The sequence below is a fragment of the Pseudomonas sp. 10B238 genome, from assembly GCF_000970615.1.
Lineage (GTDB): Bacteria > Pseudomonadota > Gammaproteobacteria > Pseudomonadales > Pseudomonadaceae > Stutzerimonas.
This window is the reverse complement of sequence record NZ_KQ033936.1, coordinates 97,305-117,479: the sequence shown is the minus strand read 5'-3', so window position 1 is coordinate 117,479 and position 20,175 is coordinate 97,305. Positions and strand designations below refer to the sequence as shown.

Annotated in this window: 22 protein-coding genes; 5 read left to right on the top strand and 17 right to left on the bottom strand. The window is 61.8% G+C overall.

The window, feature by feature from the left end; all coding sequences use genetic code 11:
* The first annotated feature begins 93 nt into the window (after positions 1 to 93).
* Together RT21_RS15915 and RT21_RS15910 are read left to right on the top strand one after the other, a co-directional pair.
* Positions 94 to 966 carry a transcriptional regulator gene (locus RT21_RS15915; protein ID WP_046163578.1) on the top strand — a complete coding sequence of 291 codons (873 nt, stop codon included), beginning with the start codon at positions 94 to 96 and terminating at the stop codon, positions 964 to 966.
* On the top strand, positions 963 to 1,445 hold the full coding sequence (locus RT21_RS15910; RefSeq protein ID WP_046163490.1) for a hypothetical protein: 483 nt from the start codon (positions 963 to 965) through the stop codon (positions 1,443 to 1,445). The genes RT21_RS15915 and RT21_RS15910 overlap by 4 nt, the downstream gene beginning before the upstream one ends.
* A gap of 639 nt (positions 1,446 to 2,084) precedes the next feature.
* On the opposite strand, the gene RT21_RS15905 is transcribed toward RT21_RS15910, so the two are convergent.
* From RT21_RS15905 to RT21_RS15825, 17 genes are all read right to left on the bottom strand, one after another.
* Positions 2,085 to 2,999 (bottom strand): OmpA family protein, encoded by a 915-nt coding sequence (locus tag RT21_RS15905; protein ID WP_046163489.1) that lies wholly within the window; start codon positions 2,997 to 2,999, stop codon positions 2,085 to 2,087.
* Positions 2,996 to 3,868 (bottom strand): flagellar motor stator protein MotA, encoded by an 873-nt coding sequence (motA, locus tag RT21_RS15900; RefSeq protein WP_046163488.1) that lies wholly within the window; start codon positions 3,866 to 3,868, stop codon positions 2,996 to 2,998. Before motA ends, RT21_RS15905 begins: the two co-directional genes overlap by 4 nt.
* A gap of 240 nt (positions 3,869 to 4,108) precedes the next feature.
* Positions 4,109 to 4,888, bottom strand: coding sequence for a FliA/WhiG family RNA polymerase sigma factor (locus RT21_RS15895; protein WP_046163487.1), 780 nt, complete (start codon positions 4,886 to 4,888; stop codon positions 4,109 to 4,111).
* Between the two features lie 10 nt (positions 4,889 to 4,898).
* On the bottom strand, positions 4,899 to 5,360 hold the full coding sequence (gene fliL, locus RT21_RS15890; RefSeq protein WP_046163486.1) for a flagellar basal body-associated FliL family protein: 462 nt from the start codon (positions 5,358 to 5,360) through the stop codon (positions 4,899 to 4,901).
* A 36-nt stretch (positions 5,361 to 5,396) separates the two neighbouring features.
* Positions 5,397 to 6,575 carry a flagellar hook-length control protein FliK gene (locus tag RT21_RS15885; protein ID WP_046163485.1) on the bottom strand — a complete coding sequence of 393 codons (1,179 nt, stop codon included), beginning with the start codon at positions 6,573 to 6,575 and terminating at the stop codon, positions 5,397 to 5,399.
* A complete protein-coding gene (locus tag RT21_RS15880; RefSeq protein WP_046163484.1) occupies positions 6,575 to 6,895 on the bottom strand; it encodes a hypothetical protein in 321 nt (106 codons plus the stop codon). The genes RT21_RS15885 and RT21_RS15880 overlap by 1 nt, the downstream gene beginning before the upstream one ends.
* Positions 6,879 to 7,277 carry a flagellar export chaperone FliS gene (gene fliS, locus RT21_RS15875; RefSeq protein WP_045422669.1) on the bottom strand — a complete coding sequence of 133 codons (399 nt, stop codon included), beginning with the start codon at positions 7,275 to 7,277 and terminating at the stop codon, positions 6,879 to 6,881. Before fliS ends, RT21_RS15880 begins: the two co-directional genes overlap by 17 nt.
* Positions 7,274 to 8,581, bottom strand: coding sequence for a flagellar filament capping protein FliD (fliD, locus tag RT21_RS15870; protein ID WP_046163483.1), 1,308 nt, complete (start codon positions 8,579 to 8,581; stop codon positions 7,274 to 7,276). The genes fliS and fliD overlap by 4 nt, the downstream gene beginning before the upstream one ends.
* A 616-nt stretch (positions 8,582 to 9,197) precedes the next feature.
* Positions 9,198 to 9,638, bottom strand: a complete 441-nt coding sequence (flgN, locus tag RT21_RS15865; protein ID WP_045422671.1) for a flagellar protein FlgN — start codon at positions 9,636 to 9,638, stop codon at positions 9,198 to 9,200.
* Positions 9,635 to 9,910: a flagellar biosynthesis anti-sigma factor FlgM gene (gene flgM, locus RT21_RS15860; RefSeq protein WP_046163482.1), complete on the bottom strand. Its 276-nt coding sequence runs from the start codon at positions 9,908 to 9,910 to the stop codon at positions 9,635 to 9,637. Before flgM ends, flgN begins: the two co-directional genes overlap by 4 nt.
* A gap of 173 nt (positions 9,911 to 10,083) precedes the next feature.
* Entirely contained in the window at positions 10,084 to 10,509 is a 426-nt protein-coding gene (locus tag RT21_RS15855; RefSeq protein ID WP_046163481.1) for a flagellar FliJ family protein, read from the bottom strand.
* Positions 10,506 to 11,837: a flagellar protein export ATPase FliI gene (fliI, locus tag RT21_RS15850; protein WP_046163480.1), complete on the bottom strand. Its 1,332-nt coding sequence runs from the start codon at positions 11,835 to 11,837 to the stop codon at positions 10,506 to 10,508. Before fliI ends, RT21_RS15855 begins: the two co-directional genes overlap by 4 nt.
* A gap of 1 nt (position 11,838) precedes the next feature.
* Positions 11,839 to 12,537 (bottom strand): flagellar assembly protein FliH, encoded by a 699-nt coding sequence (fliH, locus tag RT21_RS15845; protein WP_046163479.1) that lies wholly within the window; start codon positions 12,535 to 12,537, stop codon positions 11,839 to 11,841.
* A gap of 6 nt (positions 12,538 to 12,543) precedes the next feature.
* Positions 12,544 to 13,611, bottom strand: coding sequence for a FliG C-terminal domain-containing protein (locus RT21_RS15840; RefSeq protein ID WP_046163478.1), 1,068 nt, complete (start codon positions 13,609 to 13,611; stop codon positions 12,544 to 12,546).
* Complete coding sequence (gene fliF, locus RT21_RS15835; RefSeq protein ID WP_046163477.1) at positions 13,583 to 15,262, bottom strand: flagellar basal-body MS-ring/collar protein FliF; 1,680 nt, start codon at positions 15,260 to 15,262, stop codon at positions 13,583 to 13,585. Before fliF ends, RT21_RS15840 begins: the two co-directional genes overlap by 29 nt.
* Positions 15,263 to 15,282: 20 nt before the next feature.
* A complete protein-coding gene (locus RT21_RS15830) occupies positions 15,283 to 15,603 on the bottom strand; it encodes a flagellar hook-basal body complex protein FliE (RefSeq protein WP_046163476.1) in 321 nt (106 codons plus the stop codon).
* Between the two features lie 27 nt (positions 15,604 to 15,630).
* The gene (locus RT21_RS15825) at positions 15,631 to 17,016 is read right to left on the bottom strand and encodes a sigma-54-dependent transcriptional regulator (protein WP_046163475.1); all 1,386 of its coding nucleotides are present in this window, start codon (positions 17,014 to 17,016) and stop codon (positions 15,631 to 15,633) included.
* 436 nt (positions 17,017 to 17,452) lie between these two features.
* Between RT21_RS15825 and RT21_RS15820 the strand changes: the two genes are divergently transcribed.
* From RT21_RS15820 to fliP, 3 genes are read left to right on the top strand one after another with little or no spacing between them, the layout of a single operon-like run.
* A complete protein-coding gene (locus RT21_RS15820) occupies positions 17,453 to 18,292 on the top strand; it encodes a FliM/FliN family flagellar motor C-terminal domain-containing protein (RefSeq protein WP_046163474.1) in 840 nt (279 codons plus the stop codon).
* Positions 18,289 to 18,660, top strand: coding sequence for a flagellar motor switch protein FliN (fliN, locus tag RT21_RS15815; protein ID WP_046163473.1), 372 nt, complete (start codon positions 18,289 to 18,291; stop codon positions 18,658 to 18,660). The genes RT21_RS15820 and fliN overlap by 4 nt, the downstream gene beginning before the upstream one ends.
* The gene (fliP, locus tag RT21_RS15810) at positions 18,657 to 19,412 is read left to right on the top strand and encodes a flagellar type III secretion system pore protein FliP (protein WP_046163472.1); all 756 of its coding nucleotides are present in this window, start codon (positions 18,657 to 18,659) and stop codon (positions 19,410 to 19,412) included. Before fliN ends, fliP begins: the two co-directional genes overlap by 4 nt.
* The last annotated feature ends 763 nt before the right edge of the window (positions 19,413 to 20,175 follow it).

Below are 20,175 nucleotides of genomic sequence, written 5' to 3'. Positions count from 1 at the left end.
CAAAAAAACGACGCCAATATGCCGGCATCTCGTTTTGCCAAGGTCATCACACCGGTAAAACCATTAATCCGCAAAACCCGAACTCAGGCGCTCATGACCTCATCTCTGACCCCACCGGCCACCGATGCCTTCATCTGTCACCTGTTGAAAACCGGGCGCGACGGTTGCATGGCTCGCTTCGACCGCGCGCTCTTCCAGCTCGTGCTGACCCATGATGAACACGAAGAAACGCTCGATCTGGGGTTTTCCGGTAGCCGAGTGCTCGAGCGCCTGCTGCAGGGGCCAGGAGAGGTGGTGTCCCGCGAGGAGCTGATCACCTATGCCTGGGAGGGTCGGGTAGTTGGCCAAGGCAGCCTCAATCAGCAGATCTACACGCTGCGCCAGGCCCTGTTCGATGCGGGTAACCAGATCATCCAGACGTTGCCGCGCCGCGGCTACCTGTTCAATCCGCAGTATTTGAAAGTCGATCAGGCGCAGCCCTCAATCAAAGCCGCGCCGTTGACGGTCATTGCTGAAAAGCATGGCGCGGTGGTGATGGACCTGCCGGCGCCAAGCGCTTTGCGAAAGACCGAGCAGCCTAAAGCCGCACGCCGCTACCGTTCGTGGCAAAGCATGGCGCTCGCCGGCTCGGGAATGATGGTGCTGCTGGGCCTGGCGACCCTCGGCTTTCGCCTGGCCAGCAGCTCTGCGCCGTCGTTTACTCAAACGGTCGATGTCGGGGCGCTTGAGGTGCTGTACGTGGAAAAGAGCCAACACCTGCTCGATTCGCTGATTAAGGAAACAGGGTTGCTGGTCGATACGATGAGCAACATGAGTGCCGAGCCGGCGCGGTTGATCGTCAACATGTCCCCGGGCTTCTACGAGATTCGTTGCCTGCAGGGTGACGGCCGGGTCAATTGGCTCAAGGTACACAAGAGCCGCGTCCAGACCATTTCCAGCGATCATTTACAAGAGTGCCTGCAATGAATAGCCAGAACGAAACCGGCGCAGTCGGCAAACGCATGCTGCGGGTGATGGCGCCTGCTGCGCTGCTGCTATGGGCGTTCGTGGCAATGGGCACCACTGGCACGGCTTCGTCGGGTCTCGACGGTCATTACAGTTCCAGCGGACATGTCTTGCTGAGCGACGGTACGACCCTTAAGGTCAGTCAGAGCCTGGTCTTCAACAAGGGCCGTTTCTACTCGATGACACGCAACGCGCCGGCCATCGTCGAGGCGTCCGGTCGCCTGGAAACAGATCTGCTCGGGCGGGCATCGCTGGTGGTGGAAGAAGGTCAGGTGCACGGCCTGGGGCCTAAAGACCAGATGGACGATGAGCTGGTATTCAACCTGTTCTACGGCTCCCACAAGGGCGCACGCATCACCCTCGAACAGGTCGGCGCCTGTCTGTACGGCGTCGAGACCCGCCAGGTCTATTGCGCAGACGACCACCCTAATCGCGGCTGAAATACATACCCGCTAGCGGTCGCGATGCGCCTGATAGAGGCGCCTATCGGAATCGCGATATAGGCGCTGCAATCCATCCCATGCCTAGCAGTGAACAGCGGAGCCTGAGCCAGTAACGGCGCCCGCGTGATCCAGCACCGATACGGCCCATCGCCAGCAAGCTGGCTCCTACGAACGGCATATCTGCTAGATCCAAACCCGACATGTTGGTCCGAATGCCGGGCCTGCCGTCAGCCAATTCTGTAGGAGCGAGCTCGCTCGCGATCAATGCACAGCGAGCTCCAAGGAGCCGGTCTCTACAAATGCCCAATCGCCAGCAAGCTGGCTCCTACGAACGGCATATCTGCTAGATCCAACCCGACATATTGTTCCGGATGTCGGGCCTGCCGTTGGCAGATTCTGTAGGAGCGAGCTTGCTCGCGATCAAGGTGCAGCGAACTACAATGAGCCGGTCTGCAGATAACTAATCGCCAGCAAGCTGGCTCCTACGAACGGCCTATCTGCTAAATCCAAACCCGACATGTTGGTCCGAATGCCGGGCCTGCCGTCAGCCAATTCTGTAGGAGCGAGCTTGCCCGCGATCCAAGCTTAAGTGCTCGCTCCATAGGCAGTCATTCGCGCCAAACGCCCCCAAGCTGGTTAATCCGCGGACGCTCCGCTATAGCTCGCCCCGCTTTCGGAAAAGCGCACCTTGCCGTAGCTGTCGCCGAACAATTCCTTGTACAGCGCCTCGGCCGAGGCGGTGAGCAACAGAATTTCCACCCGGCGGTTGGCGCCGCTCTGTGGGTCTTCGGGGTGCAGCGGCATGACGTCCGCCTGAGCCGTTACCTGCAGCACCGAGCCTTCGCCCAGGCCTGAGTCGACCAGTGCATTGCGGGCGCGCAAGGCGCGATCCCCGGAGAGGTTCCAGTTGTTGTAGCCCTTCTTCTGCCGGTACGGCGTGGCGTCAGTGTGACCGCTGATGATCAGCTTGTTGTCGACCTTGGCCAGCACGCCGGCGAGCACGCCTAGCAGCTTCTGGAAATGCGGATTGAGCGTCGCGCTGCCACGCTGGAACATGAAGCGCTGCTGGTCGTCCTTGATCAGAATGCGCAGCCCCTGCGGGACTACGTCTACTTCCAGGTTGGCCAAAGCATCGACTTCGCTGGCAACCTCGCGCATCAGCTCGGCGAGTTTCTTCAGCTCTTCGGTCGAGCCGTAGTTATGGCTGCCGTCCTGATCGCCTTTCCCTTCCTTGCGGTCGGTGTCGTCAGCCTGCGGTGGGCGCACCGGCACGCCGTCGAGCTCCAGCGGCGAGGTGCTGGTGCCATCGAAGATTCCGGCTCCGCCATCAACCAACGGGTTGCTTTCCATCTCACCATAGGAGGGGTTGGTCTGATTCATCTGCGGCTGGATGATCCAGAGCACCATGAACAGCGCCATCATCGCCAGGGTGAAGTCGGCAAAGGCCACCTTCCAGGCACCACCATGTTCGTCGCCATGGCCCTTCTTGCTGCGGCGCTTGATGATGATCTCGTGCTCGCCGCCGCCCTTGCTCTTGTCCCGGCTCCTCATGCGGCGTCCCTTTCTTCCTCATACTGGGTCACCCATTTTTCCAGCTGACGGAAAGCGGGTTTCACGTCCTGCTCGATCAACTTGCGACCGGCGTCCACCGCCAGCAGCGTGGGCTTGCCGGCCACATGGGCGACCAGCGTGGTGCGCACGCATTCCAGCGCCGACAGCTCGGTCTTGATGCGCTGACTCATGGCGTTCGACAGTGGGTCCATCAGGCAGTAGCAGAAGAAGATGCCGAGGAAAGTACCCACCAGCGCTGCGGCCACGTGGGCACCGATTTCCGCGACGCTGCCGCCGATGCTGCCCATGGTGATGATGATGCCCATGATCGCCGCGAGAATGCCGAAGCCCGGCATGGCTTCGCCGATCTTGTGCAGCGAGCGCGCCGGCTGCAGGAGGGCGTGCTCCATGGCTTCGAGCTCTTGTTCGAGAAAGCCTTCCAGCTCGTGCGCGGTGATCTTGCCCATGGCCATCAGACGGAAATTGTCAGCGATGAAGGCCATCAGGTTCTTTTCTTGGAGGATCAGGGGATAGCGCACGAACAGGTCGCTCTGCTCCGGCTCTTCGATATGCGAGTCGAGAACCTTCAGGCCACCCACGTCGACCATCTCCAGCAATTCATAGAGCAGCATCAGCAACTGACGCTGAAATTCCTCGCCACGGCGCTGGTAGGCAAAGACGCCCTTGATCTGATGCAGCATCTCGATCAGGACTTCCTTGGGGTTACCGACCACCAGACTGCCGAGCGCGGCGCCGAGGATGATCACCACCTCGGCTGGCTGCCAGAGCATGCGCATATCGCCATTGGCCATGGCGTAGCCGCCCAGCACGCAACCGATGATGATGAAGGCACCTAATACTTTCTGCATGACTACTGACTTCTCTCGGTTAAGGGGCTGCTGACGCTTCGGCGCGAGCCGCGTTGCTGCGCCAAATGACGGCAGGCCGGGCGGCGCTCCGCAAGGCGCGGGACGCCGGTAATGGTTATTCCCTTGCCAAGTCCCGCAACGCCGCATGGCGTCATTTGCCGCGCAACCCGAAGGGCCGGGGCTGTTTTTGCGCGGTTCAGCGTTATTCGTCGTTCATTTGGAGTAACCAAACTTCTCTCCTCATGCCTTGCCCCGCGCAAAAACAGGCTCCGGCGCGGCCGCGATCGAAGCGTCAGAAGCCCCTAAAAACCGACAGGCCTTGCCGATCGCCTGCTTGCTTAGCTGACAAACCCGGGCATCGCTGACTTCCAGCACCAGGGCAATTTCCTTCAGGCTCAGTTCGTGCTGGTAATACAGTGTCAGCACCAGGCGTTCGCGCTCGTCCAGTCGCGCCAGCGCTTGCGCCAGCACGCGCTCCTTGATCAGGCGCTCCTCGAATAGCTCGGTGGTGTCAGGGAAGTGCTCGTGGCCGCTCTGCAACAACTCATCGAGGCTTTCAATCGCTTCGGATGAGTCAGCACAGAGGAATTCCTGGTATTCCTTTTCATCGAGGCCGGTGTGGGCCTTGATCTCTTCATCGCTGGGTTCATGGCCCAGTTGACGTGACAGATCGCGAATCGCATCGCGGACTTTGTGGGCTTGCTGGCGGACCTGGCGCGGGCGCCAGTCCTGGCGGCGCAGCTCATCAAGAATGGCGCCACGGATTCGCAGGGACGCGAACTTGCCGAAGCCTTCGTCCGGCTCGCCGTAGCGGCGCAGGCCTTCGAGCAGCCCCATCATGCCTATCTGTTCCATGTCCTCGCGGTCAAGCACCTGGTTGGCCTGCAGTGACAGCTGGCGAACGATGCGTTTGACCAGCGGCAGGTACTGCATCAGCCAGCGCTGTTCGACCCCCGGTGCGAACACCGAGGGACCGGCCGGCGTAGCGCCGTAATAGTCGATGGGGCAAGTGGCACTCATGGCGCGGCCTTTACTGCACGATCAGCTTGTTGACCAGCACGTGCTTGAAGGGCACCGCTGCATTCTTGGCTGCAAAATCGGCGAACAGGGCTGTTTCCAGACGCTCCTGCAACTCACCGATCTTCAGCCCACGCAATTCATCGAACGGAAGGGACGACAGGTAGCCCACCACCGAGTTACGCACGATGGGTTCGGCTTGCTCGAACTTAGGCGGCTCTTTTGACGCATCTGCCTGCAGCGCCAGATCCAGCACGAAGTAATGCTCACGGCCGTCGCCACGGACGCTGACGATCACTTTGTCCACCGGAAAGAACACGTACTCCGAAGGCTCGACCGGCTCAGCCTGCGCGACTTCACCCGAGCTGGCCCCTTCCAGGCCGGGCTTGAGCAGCCAGTAACTGGCACCCACGCCACCGGCAACGGTCAGGACGTTGAGCAACAGCATCAGCAGGACAATACGGGACGTCGACATAACTCACTCACAAATGGCTAATTAGGTTGAAACGGGTCAAACCGTTACCAGGACGTCCCGGGCGCGGCCGCTTTCACGTTGCTGTTCCTGCTCCTGCGGCCGGGCCGCCAGAGGTGCCTCTTCCCCTGCAAGCACTGGCCGTTGACGCGGCTGACCCTGCTGGCCGCCGCTGTCGGCGCCGACTTGCACGTTGACCTGGACGAAGTGCTGGCCCACCAGTTCATGGCGCAGACGCTCGCTGGTCTGCTGCAGCAGACGCGCCACGTCGGCGTTCGCGGCAGACAGGTGCACGTTGAGCCGGCCCGACTCGTGGCTGAGCAGGATTTCCATGCTGCCCAGTTCCGGCGGATCGAGGCGGATGGTGGCGCTCTGGATCTTCTGCTGGATTTGCAGATCTACGTTTTCGCGCAAGGCGTGGAGCATCTGCTCGCCCCACTTGGCCTCAGGTGCCTGCAACTTCAGCGCACGGTCCGCAGACTGCAGCGGCGCGCTCTGCCCGCGCTCGACCGTCGCGGTCAGCGGGTCGCCTGCTTCCAGTGGCTCAGCGACGTCCAGAAGCGGGTCCAGCGATGCGGACGGCATGGCATCGGCCGGCGTGACGGAGGCGGCCAGGGATTGGCCGACGCTCATCTCGACGATGGGCTTGGGCATGGCCGTCGCCACCGGGTTCAGCTCGACGGTGCGGCCCTGAATAGCCATCTTCACGATGTTCAGCGAATCGTCCGTCACGGCGTCGAGCGGGGCGTTGGCAAGCTGGGCCTGCCCCGGCAATAGGCTGAGCAGGTCGTCGCTGGTCGGTGTGGCGGTTTGCGACAGTGTCTGTGGCACAGGTGCGGCGCCAACTTGTGCCGCATCGCGCGCCTGAATTTCGGCCAGCTGCTGGTCGATCATGCCCAACAACCATTGCTCAGGGGTCAGCTCTTGGGGCGCTTCATTGCCCTGGCTGGAATTGCCGCCAGCCTGCATCACCTGGCCCTGCTCGGCTGCCAGCTCAGGCAGCGCACCTTGCAACAGGGCGGCGGAGAACTCAGAGGGCTGATCATCAGCTGTGGTCGACGCCCGCTGCATGCGCTCAGCAAAGCCTCGCAGGGCATCGGCTGCCATCGCTCGGCCGGCGCTGGCTTGCCCACCGTGGCTGGCGCGCGCAGCAACCGGCAATGCGGCTTCAGCACTTGCTGCGGCGGCACGCGTGGCGGAAATTGACTGGATGATCATCACCTGTCTCCGGCTTGGAACATGTCTATGCGCTGATAGGCGGCACGCCCTTCGGCGTGTTCGAGGTGGTTCAACAACAACAGGCGCAGGCGCTCACATTCGTCGGCACAGGCTTGCAGGCCTTCACCGTGGAGCTGCTTGAGGCGGTTCTTGGCAGCGTGGGTCGGCTCGTCCAGCTCAAGCCGCCCGGCCAGTGTTTCGAGACACTGTCGGATCGCCGCGTCAACCGCGGCGACTGCCGTCCAGTCGTTGCTCTGCAACGCCTGCTGCAATTCGCCGTGCAGCGCCATCAGGCGCTCGCTGTCACTTACGGGCGGCACTGACGCCCTCCCAGCCCTCGCGGAGAATGCTGAGCAGGTTGATCACCTCGTCCAGCCCTTCCAGCGACAGCGACACGCTGACGTCCGAAAGCCGATAGATGCAGTACTCATACAGACGCGCCAGCCCCTGAACCACCTCGCCACCGCCCTCTTCGTCGAGCGCACCGTTGAGGCCGTTGAGGATGTTCATGCACTTTTCCAGCGATACGCCCTTCTGCTGGTAACGCTTGTGTTCGATGTGGCCGCGGGCACGGGCCAGTTCGTCCAGCAGGCCGTCCATCAGCACCAGCACCAGTTCGTAAGGCGAAGCCGAGGCTGCACGCGCCTCAAGGTCTACCGAGCGGTAGCTGTCATAACTGTCGTTAGGGTGATAGCTGTTCATGAGAACAATCCGTTAGCTTGCGGTGTGGTTGGCATCGAGAACATTCCGCTGGTCTGCTCCATGCTCTGCATGGTCTGCATCATGGTGGTGAACTGCCGCAGGTAGCGGCTGTAATGGGTGTCGTACTGCTGCTGGAGGTTCTCGAACTGCTCGTCGATACGGCGCAGGTTCATGTCCAGCGTGTCCATGCGGTTCTTCAGCAGCCCGTTGGTGCTGCTGGTGTACGCGGCGACGGTCTTGTCCATGCTGTCGAGCAGCTTGTCGGTGCCAGTGAACAGCTCCTCGAAGCCCGCGGGATCATTAGCGACCGCGGCTTCGAAACGCTTGGCGTCGATCGTCAGCTTGCCGTTACGGTCGGCACTGATGCCGAACTCGATCAGGCTCTTGCCACCGAAATCGGCACGCAGCAGGCCGTTCAGGCGGCTCTCGATGGAGCGCACGCTGGAATCGCCGGCCAGAGCGCCACGCTTGGCACTTTCACCGCCACTGGCGGTCAGCGAATCGAAGCTGGTCATCAGCGCATTGAAGGCGTCGATAAAGGTCTGCGCCTTGGCCTGGGTGCCGGCCTTGTCCTGACCCACCGTGACAGTCAGCGGTGTGTCGCTCGCCGCGTGGGTCTTGCTCACGGTCAGGCTGACGCCATCGATGACGTCGGTGAAGGTATTGCTGGCGCTGGTCAGCTCGATGCCGCCGGCGCCATAGCTACCACCCAGCCGCACCATGGCGTCCTGAGCAGTGGATAGCTGGGTCGTGGTTGCGGTTGCGTTGCCTGCCATGGTGAGACTGAAGGCATTGGCGGCGCCGGTTTGCTCGCTGCTGACCACCAGGCTGACCGCGCCGTCGCTACGAACCAGCGTCGCTTGCACGCCCAGACCGGCGTCATTGATAGCCGTGGCGGCATCGCTCAGCGTGGCGTATTGGCTCAGGTCGAAGGCCTGGGCGTTCAGCGTCAAGGTCCCGCTCAGGCTGCCATCGACCAGGCCCTGCACCGCGACCTGTTGCTTGCTGGCCAGACGCTCGACGAAGAAGTCGTAGGTGCCGGCCTGTGCCGTAGTGCCCACGGAAGCGGTGGCGTAGCCCTCCTGACTGAAGGTCGCACTGTTGGTCAGCATGCTCGTCGTAGTGCTGTTGAGCTTGGTGATGGCCGACTTGAAGGTCGTCATCGACGTGCGCAGCGAGCTCAACGCGTCGCGCTGAGCCTTGTAGCGCGATTCGTTACGGTTAAGCCGATCCAACGAACCCTGAACTTCGTAGGTGGCCAACTGCGTCGACATCTGTTGTACGTAATCGGAATTTATAGCCATCACCATCCCCTCTTGAAACAGGTAGAGCAAGTTGGATGCCAGTTCTCGAATACCCGTATTACGGGCGTTTCAGAGCCGGCCATGCAGAAAAAAGGCTTCCGCAACGCGACAAGACGAGGAAACGGGGAAGCACCGTTTCCGCCTCGGCCGATGGCGGAACATCTGTCTATAAAGGCGACGTGAAAGGCGAGGGAGTTAAAGCGGCAACCGAAAAGGATTAATCCTTGTCAGCGCGAGCGGCTTGACGATCGTGGGTCGCGCCCCAAAGCGCCATGCAGTGGATTGCGCTGTGGAAGGCTTGGGCTCGAGACGAGCCTTTTGATCTGATGGCGCTCGCAGACTTTGATCGCCAGCAAGCTGGCTCCTACCAAAGGCGATACCTGCAGGTTGGGTGCGTCACGACAGACATCCGCCGCCGCGATATCGCGCTCCTGTAGGAGCCAGCTTGCTGGCGATCGGCGGACTAGAGGAAACCTCGACCGCCACTGGACGTAAGACGGGTGCGCTTTTCCCATCCAACGTTTCGCTTTAAAACACGCTGCATGGCTTATCCCGCCATGAGGCAGCGCGACGCGCTCTGCTCATGGGAAGGCGCTGAGAGGTCGAACGTTGCGCCTCAGTAGGCCTGAGGCGAGTAAAGCCGCGCGTCCTGCCCACCGGCGAGCAGTTGCTGAAGGATGTCGTGGTGCATGGCGAGCAGCTTGCCGTTGTGCTCGTTGAACTGCTGGCACTGAACGGCGAGGTCACCGACCTGGCGCCAGTGTTGCTGAAGGGATTCGCCGCGCTCACCCGTGCAGCTGGACAACAGCCGCCGCATGCCCACGCCCGAGGTTTCCAGACGGAAAGCCGCCAGTACCTTGCTGCGGCGCTGGGCACGCGCGGCAATGGCTTCGACGCGGACGGTGATCTGCAGGTTGATGCGATCGATCTCCGGAACATCGCGTTCCAGCAGCCGGCCGTAGAGCTCCTGCATCAGCTCGCGGAGGGCGAGGTAATCGCCGCAGTCCTGTTGCAGGTCGTCATCGACGACTGACAGCAACTTCTCACGCTGGCTCACGCATCGTTTCCACGGTGGTAGCTGAGCATGCTGCTGGCCAGCTCACCTACGTCGGTGGAGATCTCGCCGCGCTGCAGGGCTTGCTTGATGGCCGCTACGCGATCCAGATCAACCTCGGGCATAGCGCGCAGGGCATCCTGCATTTGCTCCAGCGGCAGGCTTGCGGCTGGACGTGCGGCTGCCTGGGTAGCAGGACGGGCGCTGGCCGGACGCGCCGCGGCGGTCTCGGTGGGCATTGCAATGGCGGGCTTGAACTGCCGGCTGATTTCCATGATTTCGTTCCAACTCAGTGGTTACTGCCTAACAAGCGACCGCTCGGGCGGATTACTTAAATCTTTTTTGCAATCGGACGGACGAGTGGCGGCGTTAGCGCCGTGCGGCGCCGGGTGTACCGTGATCGCCAGCAAGGACTTGGCGTCCCCCTGGCTCCTACAGCCGAAGCGACCTAGGCAATCTGGTTGCGCCACCAGGTCTGCGCCGCGAGGCCATCCTGAATCTTCTGTTCCTGCGCCATCAACAGTTGCTGCCACTGCTGCATCTTGGCCTCGATCACATGCTCGACCACCTTCTCGCTGCGCATGGCCTGCAGCAGCTCCTGCTGAATGCGCGTCAGGGCCTGCTCGGCCACCGCCAGTTCGCGGCGCTGCAGCTCGACCATCTTGTACAGCGTGGCCTTGTAGCGCTGCTGGTTGTCACGCTGGAGAGGGGTGCTCATCGGCACACTGAAGCCGCACAGGCGACTCAACCCGGTGATGTTGTTGCGATAGCGCTGGCAGAGGTTCTGCTGATACTGAACCTGCCCGAGCATCTGCTTGACCCGGTTGCCACGCAGGCTGGCCAGGCGCGTGAGCGTTTCGATCTGCTGCTTCATGGTTGTTTGATGATGCTCTGCAGGATGGTGAGACTGGTTTCCAGCTCCGCGGCCTCGCCCACTTCCTGGCGCAGGAAGCGCTCGATGGTGGGTGCCAGCTTCACGGCGCGGTCGGTTTTCAGGTCCGCGCCCGGACTGTAACCGCCCAGCGGGATCAGTTCCTTGATCTTCTCGTAGGTGCTGTAGAACTCCTTGAGCTGGCGCGCCGCGCCGAGATGCGGCGGCTGGCCGACCTGGCTCATGCAGCGGCTGACCGATGCGCAGATGTCGATGGCCGGGTAGTGCCCGGCATCGGCCAATCGGCGCGACAGCACGATGTGGCCGTCGAGAATCGCCCGTGCGCAATCGACGATGGGGTCCTGCTGGTCATCGCCTTCAGCGAGTACGGTGTACAACGCACTGAGGCTGCCATTGTCGTTGGCACCATTGCCGGCGCTTTCCACCAATTCCGGCAGCATGCCGAATACCGACGGCGGATAGCCCTTGGTGGCCGGCGGTTCGCCCAGGGCCAGGGCGATTTCGCGCTGGGCCATGGCGTAGCGGGTCAAAGAATCGACCAGCAACAGCACGTCGTTGCCCTGGTCGCGAAAATAGGCAGCGATGCTGTGGCACAGCTCGGTGGCCTTGAGACGCATCAAGGGCGACTCGTTAGCGGGCGCGACGACGACGACTGCCTTCTTCAGGCCCTCCTCGCCCAGCGAATGCAGCAAGAACTCCTGCACCTCACGACCCCGCTCGCCAATCAACCCGACCACCACCACGTCGGCCTTGGTCTGCCGGGTGATCATGCCCAGCAGCACGCTCTTGCCCACACCGGAACCGGCGAACAGGCCGACGCGCTGGCCCTTGCCGAGGGTCAGCATGGCGTTGATCGCGCGTACGCCGACGTCCAGCGGTTCACTTACCGGCTTGCGCTTGAGCGGGTTCACCGATGGCAGCTCGGTGGGCAGCGGATCGCGCCCGCTGAGCTTGCCCATTTCGTCCAGCGGCTCGCCAAGGCCGTTGACCACCCGGCCCAGCCAGGATTCGTCGATATGCAACTTGGCGTCATCCGGTGCCGGAAACACGCGCGAGCCGGAGGTCAGCCCCACCGGCTTCTTGAACGGCATCAGATAGGTGATATCGCGGTTGAAGCCCACCACCTGCGCTTCGAGCATGCTGCCGTCGCCCTGTTCGACGAAGCAGCGCTGGCCGGTCATGCGCTGGCAGCCGAGGCTTTCCAGCAACATGCCGGAGACGCGCACCAACCGGCCGCTGACCTTCGCCAGCTGCACCGTGTCCAGCGAGCGCAGCGCCTCGTCGAGCCGGAAGCTCTCGCGCAAGGACATTTCAGGCTTCCGCCCTGATGTGCTCGCCCAGCGTGTCCATGCATGAATCCAGGCGCTGCTGGCAGCCGATATCGGCTTCGGCCTGAGCCGTCACTACACGGCATTCGCCCAGCGCCAGCTTCTCGTCCGGGACCAGCCGCCAGACCGTTGCGCGCTCGGGCGCCAGCTCCTTGATGCGGGTGCATTCCTCTGGGTTGAGCAGGATGCGGACGTCTTCCTGATCGCCCGGCATGGCGGCCAGGGCTTCCTCGGCCAGCGTCAGCAGCTGGGTCGGATGGAGGGTCAGTTCGCAGCGAATCACCTGCTTGGAGACTTTCTGCACCAGCTCCAGTAACTGTTCGCGACGCGCCTGCTCGAACTCTTGTCGGAAGCGCTCGAAGCGCTCGACCAGTTCATCCATCGGCCGGGCCGCTTCGTCGAATGCGCGACGCCCCTGGGCACGGCCTTCTTCACGGCCGATGGCCTTGCCGTCCTCGACACCACGCTCGAAACCTTCGCGATGCCCGGCCTCTCGGCCCTGCTCCAGCCCCTGCTCGTAACCCTTGTCGATGCCTTCCTGAAATCCATCGGCGACCGCACGTTGCAATGCGGCCGGGTCGCCAGCGACGCTGTCGGCCAGTTCGGCGACGGTGCGCACGCGAGGCGGAAAGCGGAACGGACGCCAGGAGCGGCCCTCACCCTTGATGATCTTGATGCTCATCGGCGTTTACTCGACGGTCTGTTCGCGGAACAGCTGAACCTGCAGATCGCCGTCGTTGGACATGTCGCGAACCACCGCCATGATGTCCTTGCGCACCTGCTCCACCCGCGACAGCGGCACCGGGCCCTGGCGACGGTTGATCGATTCCATCTGCTGCGCCTGTCGCTTGGGCATCGCACCCTGGATGGCCTTGACCAGCGCGGGTTCGGCGCCCTTGAGCGCAACCACCCACTCTTCCAGCGGGATCACTTCCAGCAGGGTCTGCAATACGTCCTGGTTCTGCCGCGAGAGGATGAAGAAGTCATACATCTCATCCTCGATCTTGCCCACCAGCTCTTCGTTGTGCGCGCGCAACAACTCGAACATCTGGTCACGGTTGCCCTTGAAGCGATTCATGATGTCCGCCGCCTGCTTGACGCCGCGCACCTGCGAACCCTGATTCGAGAGCACCTGCAGGCTGCGATCGATGAGCTGTTCCAGCTCGGCGATGACGTCACTGTTGACCTCGTTGAGGTTCGCGATGCGGTAGAGCAGCTCGTCCTGACGCTCGGCCGGCATGCACTCGAGCACGTCGGTGGCCATGCCCGGCGGCAGGAAAGCGAGGAACACTGCCTGCATCTGCGCGTGCTCCTTGGCGATCAGCGCGGCGAACTGCTTCGGATCGAGCCACTCCATCTTGGCCATCTTGGCGCGGATCTCCTCGCCATAGATGGAGTCGAGCAGCGAACGGGTGATGTCGCCGCCCAGCGCCTTGCCGAGCATGCCGGACAGGTAGGTGCGCGAGGCGCCCTTGATGCTGCTCTGCTCCTTGTAATCGTCGAAGAAGCGGCTGATCACATCGGAAACCATCGGCTGCTTGACGTTGGACAGACGCGCCATCGCTTGGCTGATGCTGATGATTTCCTCACGGGAAAAGTTGCGCAGGATGCCCGCGGAAATGTCGTCGCCCATGCTCAGCATGAGGATCGCCGCCTGATCCAGCGAACTCACCGAGCGCAACTGCACCGGGCGCGCCTTGATTTCCTTGCTCGAGCCGGTCACCGACTCAGCTGGCTGGGTTGAGGTCTCTTTCATTGCGGCCTATCCAATGCTTGATGACTTCCGAAACGCGCTCCGGGTCGTTCTTGGCGAGCATCTGTAGATGCTCGATCTGTAGCTCCAGCCCCGAACCAGGCGCTGGCAGGCGAATTTCCGAGAGCGGATTGAGTTCGCCGAATACGTGGATGCCGTCGCCACTGGGCCGTGGGCTGGCCAATGCCGCGCGGGTCTCGGCCTCGATGGGCAGCGGCCCGGGCGCAGCCGCCAGGGTGCCTTCCAGTGCAACCGGGTCAGCTTCGCCTGGCGCGTTGCGCTGAGTCAGGCTGCGAACAGCCGGACGTACCACGATCAACAGCAGCAGCAACGCGATCAGGCCGGCCACGCCAAGCTTGGCCAGGGCATGCACTTGACTGTTTTCCCACCACGGCACTTCTTCAGTAACGGTTTCAACAGCGGCGAAGGGCAGCACGCTGAGGGTCAGCAGGTCGCCGCGCGCCTCCTTGAAACCGACGGCGCTGCGTACCATGGCTTCGAGCTCGGTACGGGCCTCTTCACTCCAGCCGCCTTCCGGCGCGGCGGCGGCGTTGAGCACCACAGCCACACTCTGCTGGCGCAGGGCAAAACCGGCGTGCTTCACGTGGATCACGCTCTGGTCGTAGTCCAGTTGACGGGTGGATTCTTCGCGCAGGGAGGTCGCGCCCTTGGTCTCGCCTGGGGCCGGCTTGGGCTCCTCGCCTTCCTTCGGCGGGGCCACAGGTCGGTTGGCCAGCGAGCCGGGCACGCCGAGCGCCAGTTGATCCAGCGCGCTTTCATTGCTCAGCACTTCGCGACGCAGGCGCGGGGTTTCGCCGTAGGACTGGAGCGTCTCTTCCTTCTGGCTGAAATCGATGTCAGCTGCGACGCTGATGCGGTAGTTACCGCTGCCCAGCACCGGCGCCAGCACTTCCTCGATATTAGCCACAGCTTTCTGCTGGTACTCCTCCACCGCACCCCAGCTCTGCGACGGGCCACCACCGACATTCAGACCGCGAGACAGCAGTGCACCGTATTGATCGACCACGCCGACATCTTCGCCCTTGAGGTTGGGCACGCTGCCGGCCACCAGATTGACGATCGCGCCAACCTGATCCGCGCTCAGCTTGTAGCCCGGTTCGAGCTGCACCATCACCGAGGCCTTGGTCGGTGCGCGCTTGCTGACCACGAAGGAGCTGTTCTCCTCCTGCGCCAGGTGCACACGGGCATGCTGGATGCCCTTGAGCGACATCACGGTGCGCGCCAGCTCGCCTTCCAGGCTGCGCTTGAGGCGCACGTCCTGGACGAACTGGCTGGTGCCCAGCGGCTCTTCCTTGTCGAACAGCTCGTAGCCGGCCGGCAGTGCGACCTTCACACCCTTGGCGGCGAGCAGCATGCGCGCACGGGACAGCTGGTCCTCACGCACCAGAATCTGCCCACTCTGCGGATGGATGCGGTATTGCACGGCTTCGGCATCGAGCACCTGCATCACCTCGGCGACCGGAAAGGCTTCACCGGCGCCATGCAGCGGCCGGAACGAGCCGTTGTCGCGCCACAGGTAAAAGGCCACGGCCACCGCCAGCGCGGCAGCGATCACCGCCATGCCGGCGAGCGTTACCCGCGGGTCGAGTTGGAAGCCACCTGCTGGCATCCTGCTTTTCAGTTTTTCAAACACGGCTTAGCTCTCACGCTCGATCACAGCGGCATTCTCATGACGTCATCGAACGCCGTGGTCAGTTTGTTGCGCACTTGCAGCAACGCGGAGAACGACACGCTGGCCTTCTGGCTGTCGATCATTGCGCCCACCAGGTCATCGCTCTTGCCGCTGTCCACCGCGGCCATGGCTGCGCCGGCCTGGTGTTGCTGGGCGTCGACCGAACGCATCGCCGCCATGAACATCCCGCCCGCATCGGGCGCCGCCTGTTCAGCCGGCTTGATGGTCGCGCCTGAGGCGACACCCTGGAGCTGCTGCATCCGGCCCAGCAGTTCCTGCTGTACCTGAGTGATTGAACTCATCGCTGGCTCTCCCTTGACTTGTTTGAATCAGAAATTCAGCTCAATGCCCTGCTCGCGCATGGCATTGAGGCGGTAGCGCAAGGCACGCGAGGTCATGCCGAGGCTGGCAGCGGCCTTGGTCTTGTGCCCGTCGAACTTGCGAATCGTGTCGATCACGTGCTGGTACTCGGCCCACTTGCCGCTGGCGCGCAGGGCGGCCTTGCCGGTCTCGGCGTTGGGTAGCGGCAGCCGCTCGGTGCGCACTTCGGCTTGTGCCGGTGCTGCCAGGCCGAGATCCTGCGGCTGAATGAACAGGCCGTTGCGCAGGACCAGGGCGCGCTGCACGGTGTTCTCCAGCTCGCGAGCGTTGCCCGGCCAGTCGTGTTGCAGCAGGGCGCGGCAGGCATCGCTGGTGAACAGTTCTTCACCGGCCTCCTGCGGCGCGTACTTGGCCACGAAACGGCGAGCCAGCGGCAGCACGTCTTCCTTGCGCTCACGCAGGGGGCTGATGTGCAGCGGCAGCACGTCGAGACGGAACATCAGGTCGGCACGGAAGCGCCCTTGCGCCACTTCCAGCTGCAGATCGCGGTTAGTGGCGGCGATGATGCGCACGTTGAGTTCGATTTCCTTGCGCCCGCCGAGGCGCTCCACACGCTGCTCCTGCAGTACGCGAAGCAGCTTGGCCTGCAATCCCAGCGGCAGCTCGCCGATTTCGTCGAGCAGCAGGGTGCCGCCATTGGCCAGTTCGAACTTGCCCGGCTGGGCCGTCACCGCACCGGTAAAGGCGCCCTTCTCGTGACCGAACAGAATCGATTCGAGCATCTGCTCGGGGATGGCCGCGCAGTTGACTGCAATGAAGGGTGCGTCGGCGCTGGCCGAGAAACGATGGATGTAACGCGCCATCAGCTCCTTGCCGGTTCCGGTTTCACCGGTGATCAGGATCGGCGCCCGGGTCAGTGACACACGCTGCGCCATGGCCAGCAAACGGCGGCCAGCCTGGGAACAGGAAACGAAACTTTCCTGGGCTGCATCGGCGAATTCCTGACGACGCAACAATGCGCTTAATTGGCTTTCGCTGAACGGAGACAACAAGTAGTCGACACAACCCAGTTCAAGTAAGGCGGCGGCCTTTTCCTGATCGGCGTATTGCACGACGGGAATAACGCTGATGGCGCGTCCACGACGAATCAGTGAATCGACCTGCGTATAAAGAGTTGGCTGTTGCATGCCGCTGATCAGGATAAAAACCAGCGACGCACCCTTCAATGCGGCGTTATCCAGATCATTCAGGCCGGCATAGGAAAAGACCGCACAACCTTCCTTGCGCAGACCCGCTTCAAGGAACTCGCAACCCGCCTCTGCGGGGTTGCCGACAATAAGTATTTTCTTGCGCGCCGGCGCTGGAGCGAATAGCTCTTCGCGGGAGTAGTTCATTGCATGACTGACACTATTCAATGTGACCACCTTGGCGCTGTTACGCCTGTTGCTCGAGCACAACGCCGGATTCGCTGAAAAATTTATTTAAGTCTTTCGGAACTTTTGTCGCCCTGCCTGTCCAACTCGCCGAACGAGACAGGTAACTGCAGCCGACCACTCCGAAACAATTGCGCGCACGCTAACAAGCCCGCCCGGAACTGCCCAATCAGTTCCGCTAAATTAAAATCAAATGCTCATCAGTGATCTCAAAAAAGATCAATTGATACCTATTGATTTAATTCTTTCTCGCGCCCAAGCCTAGACTGGCGGCACGCTAGAGCCGTGCCCGTGACCTCAGGCATTGCACACCCGCCCTGGCCAAACCTTCTTCTGCTTATACCAGCGCGACAGGCCTTCGCCAGCCGTGCAAGAACCAGGAACTACCGTTCACAACATGTCTGGCAATTCAAAAGTCCACCATGGCGTGCCCGCCCAAAGCCTGACTGTATTGAAACCGCAGAAGCTTGGCCGGCATCACCACAAGATTCCTCAGTTCATCAAGGAAACCACCAACAAGAACCCTCGTTTGATCGGCGACTACTTTCTGCGCAATTACCGGATCAGCCTTGAGCTGAGTAGGGTCGATGTTCAGGAGCCGGCAGATAACGCACCAGAATGCATCTACCGTTCGCCGATGGGAAAAGTTGGTTTTTCAATTGACCGGGCCCTGCTCACCGAGGCACTCGAGTGCTATTACGGCGGAACAATCGTGCCCAGTCAGGAAGCACCGCCGATCAGCACTTCCGAACAACGGATGCGTGATCGCCTGGGCTTGGATCTGACTTATATTTTTGCGCGCTCGATATCATCCGGCGACACATTCGGCGCACTTGAGCGCTATGAAAACGATTACGAAGAAACCACCTGGGAATATGTCGCTGAGTTCGAATACATCAGCCACCTGACCAATAGCCGCTCATCGATTTTCATTCATTTGGACACCGATCTGGTCGATGAACTGACCAGTCGCCTGGCCGGCCCGTTGCCTGCTCGGCTGACCGGCAATCCGGTCGATCACATCAAGCACCTGCCGGTACGCCTGGATTGCGTGGTCGCCTCGGTGCAGATGCCGCTGTCGCAGGTGCTTGCCCTGCAGCTCAACGACATTCTCATGGTGCGCCCGCTGGACCGCTACGAAGTGCGCATCAACCAGCAGAAGCTCTATCGGGGGACTGTCTTCGAAGAAGACGGCGCCTTGTTCCTCACTTCACTTGAAAGCGTGAAATCCCAATGACCGGTCAACTGTCCGACAACGAATTCGAGAACCTCATCAACGAGGGCGACCTGAGCCTCGACGGCACCGACGAGCCAGCCGCCGCGCCCGCTCCCCAGCCCCAGGCACCACGCCAGGACCTGAGCTTCTTCGGCAAGATCCCAGTGAACGTCACCCTGGAAGTGGCCTCGGCAGAGATTTCGCTGAAAGAATTGATGGAGTGCGACACCAGCAGCGTCATCGTGCTCGACAAAGTGGCCGGCGAGCCGCTGGACGTGAAGGTCAACGGCACCCTGTTCGCCAAGGCCGAAGTGGTGGTGATGAACGGCAGCTACGGCCTGCGTATCGTCGAACTGTCCGGCGTCGGCCTGGATGCGCTGACGCAATGAAGCTGCGCCACGGGCTGTCGCTGCTGTGTCTGCTGCTGGCCAGCCTGTTCCCGCTGGTGGCGCAGGCTGCCGGTGGCGAAATCACGTTGTTCAACCTGAACGATACCGAGAACGGCCAGGAATTCAGCATCAAGCTGCAGATCCTGATCATCATGACGCTGCTCGGCTTTCTGCCGGCAATGCTGATGATGATGACCTGCTTTACCCGCTTCATCATCGTGCTGGCCATCCTGCGCCAGGCCATTGGCCTGCAACAGAGCCCACCGAACCAGGTGCTGATTGGTATCGCGCTGATCGTCACCCTACTGGTGATGCGCCCGGTCTGGCAGGAAATCCACAGCGCCGCCTTCGAGCCCTTCCAGAACGACGAGATCAGCCTGGAGCAGGCGCTGGACGTGTCCAAAACCAGCCTCTCGGCGTTCATGCTGGCGCAGACCAACAAGACCTCGCTGGAAACCATGGTCTCGCTGGCAGGCGAGGAAGTGCCGGAGAATCTCGACGACCTGGACTTCTCCCTGCTGTTGCCGGCGTTCGTGCTCAGCGAGCTGAAAACAGCCTTTCAGCTCGGCTTCATGATCTTCGTGCCGTTTCTGGTAATCGACTTGGTGGTCGCCAGCGTGCTGATGGCGATGGGCATGATGATGCTGTCGCCGATGATGATTTCGCTGCCGTTCAAGTTGATGGTGTTTGTGTTGGTGGATGGGTGGGCGTTGTTGATGGGTACGCTGACCACCAGTATTCAGCCGTTTTAGGTGATGGGGATGAATGCTGTTCATGCGCGCTTGAACCCACCCATCGGACCCTCCTGTAGGAGCGCAGGGGGACGCCTAGTCCTTGCTCGCGAAGCTTTTTGGGTTCGGTGCCCTAGGCCCATTGCCCTGGCAGCCCGACGCATTGGTTTCGCCCTGCTGGGCGACTCACTTTTTTCAGTTGCCAAAAAAGTAAGCAAAAACGCTTGCCCCTGCATCCGGGTCTCGCTTCGCTCGACTTCCCTCATTCCATCCACGCTCCGGGGGCCGGCGTACAAGGGCCATCCCTGGCCCTTTACGCCTCTCGCGGCATCCATGCCGCTCGCTCCCCTCCGCGCGGATTCCATTCGGCCTCCTGAAAGGGGCGTTCGGCGTCGTCTGATGGTTCGTTCGCGGAAAAACCGGAAAAGCGTCTCGAGCCAACAACGCTGTGTTTACGTCCCGAGCAGAAACGAAAATCTCGTAGGGTGGAAAACTGCGAAGCATTTTCCACCGCAATCGTCGCTGCGAGGGATATCGAACCTTGCCCGCGAAAACCGGTGGGTAAGCTTCGCGTTACCCACCCTACGTCTAGCTTTTACAACCGCTTCGTTGCACGGGCCATCAGACACCACCGAATCGCCCCTTTCAGAAGGCCGAGCGCAGGTGGCGTGGAAGGGGTTGAGCGGCATGGATGCCGCGAGAGGACTGGGCGTACCCCCGACGATGGGCCAGGGATGGCCCTTCGCGGCGAGCCCCTGGAACGTCACCGGAGCGAGGGAAGTCG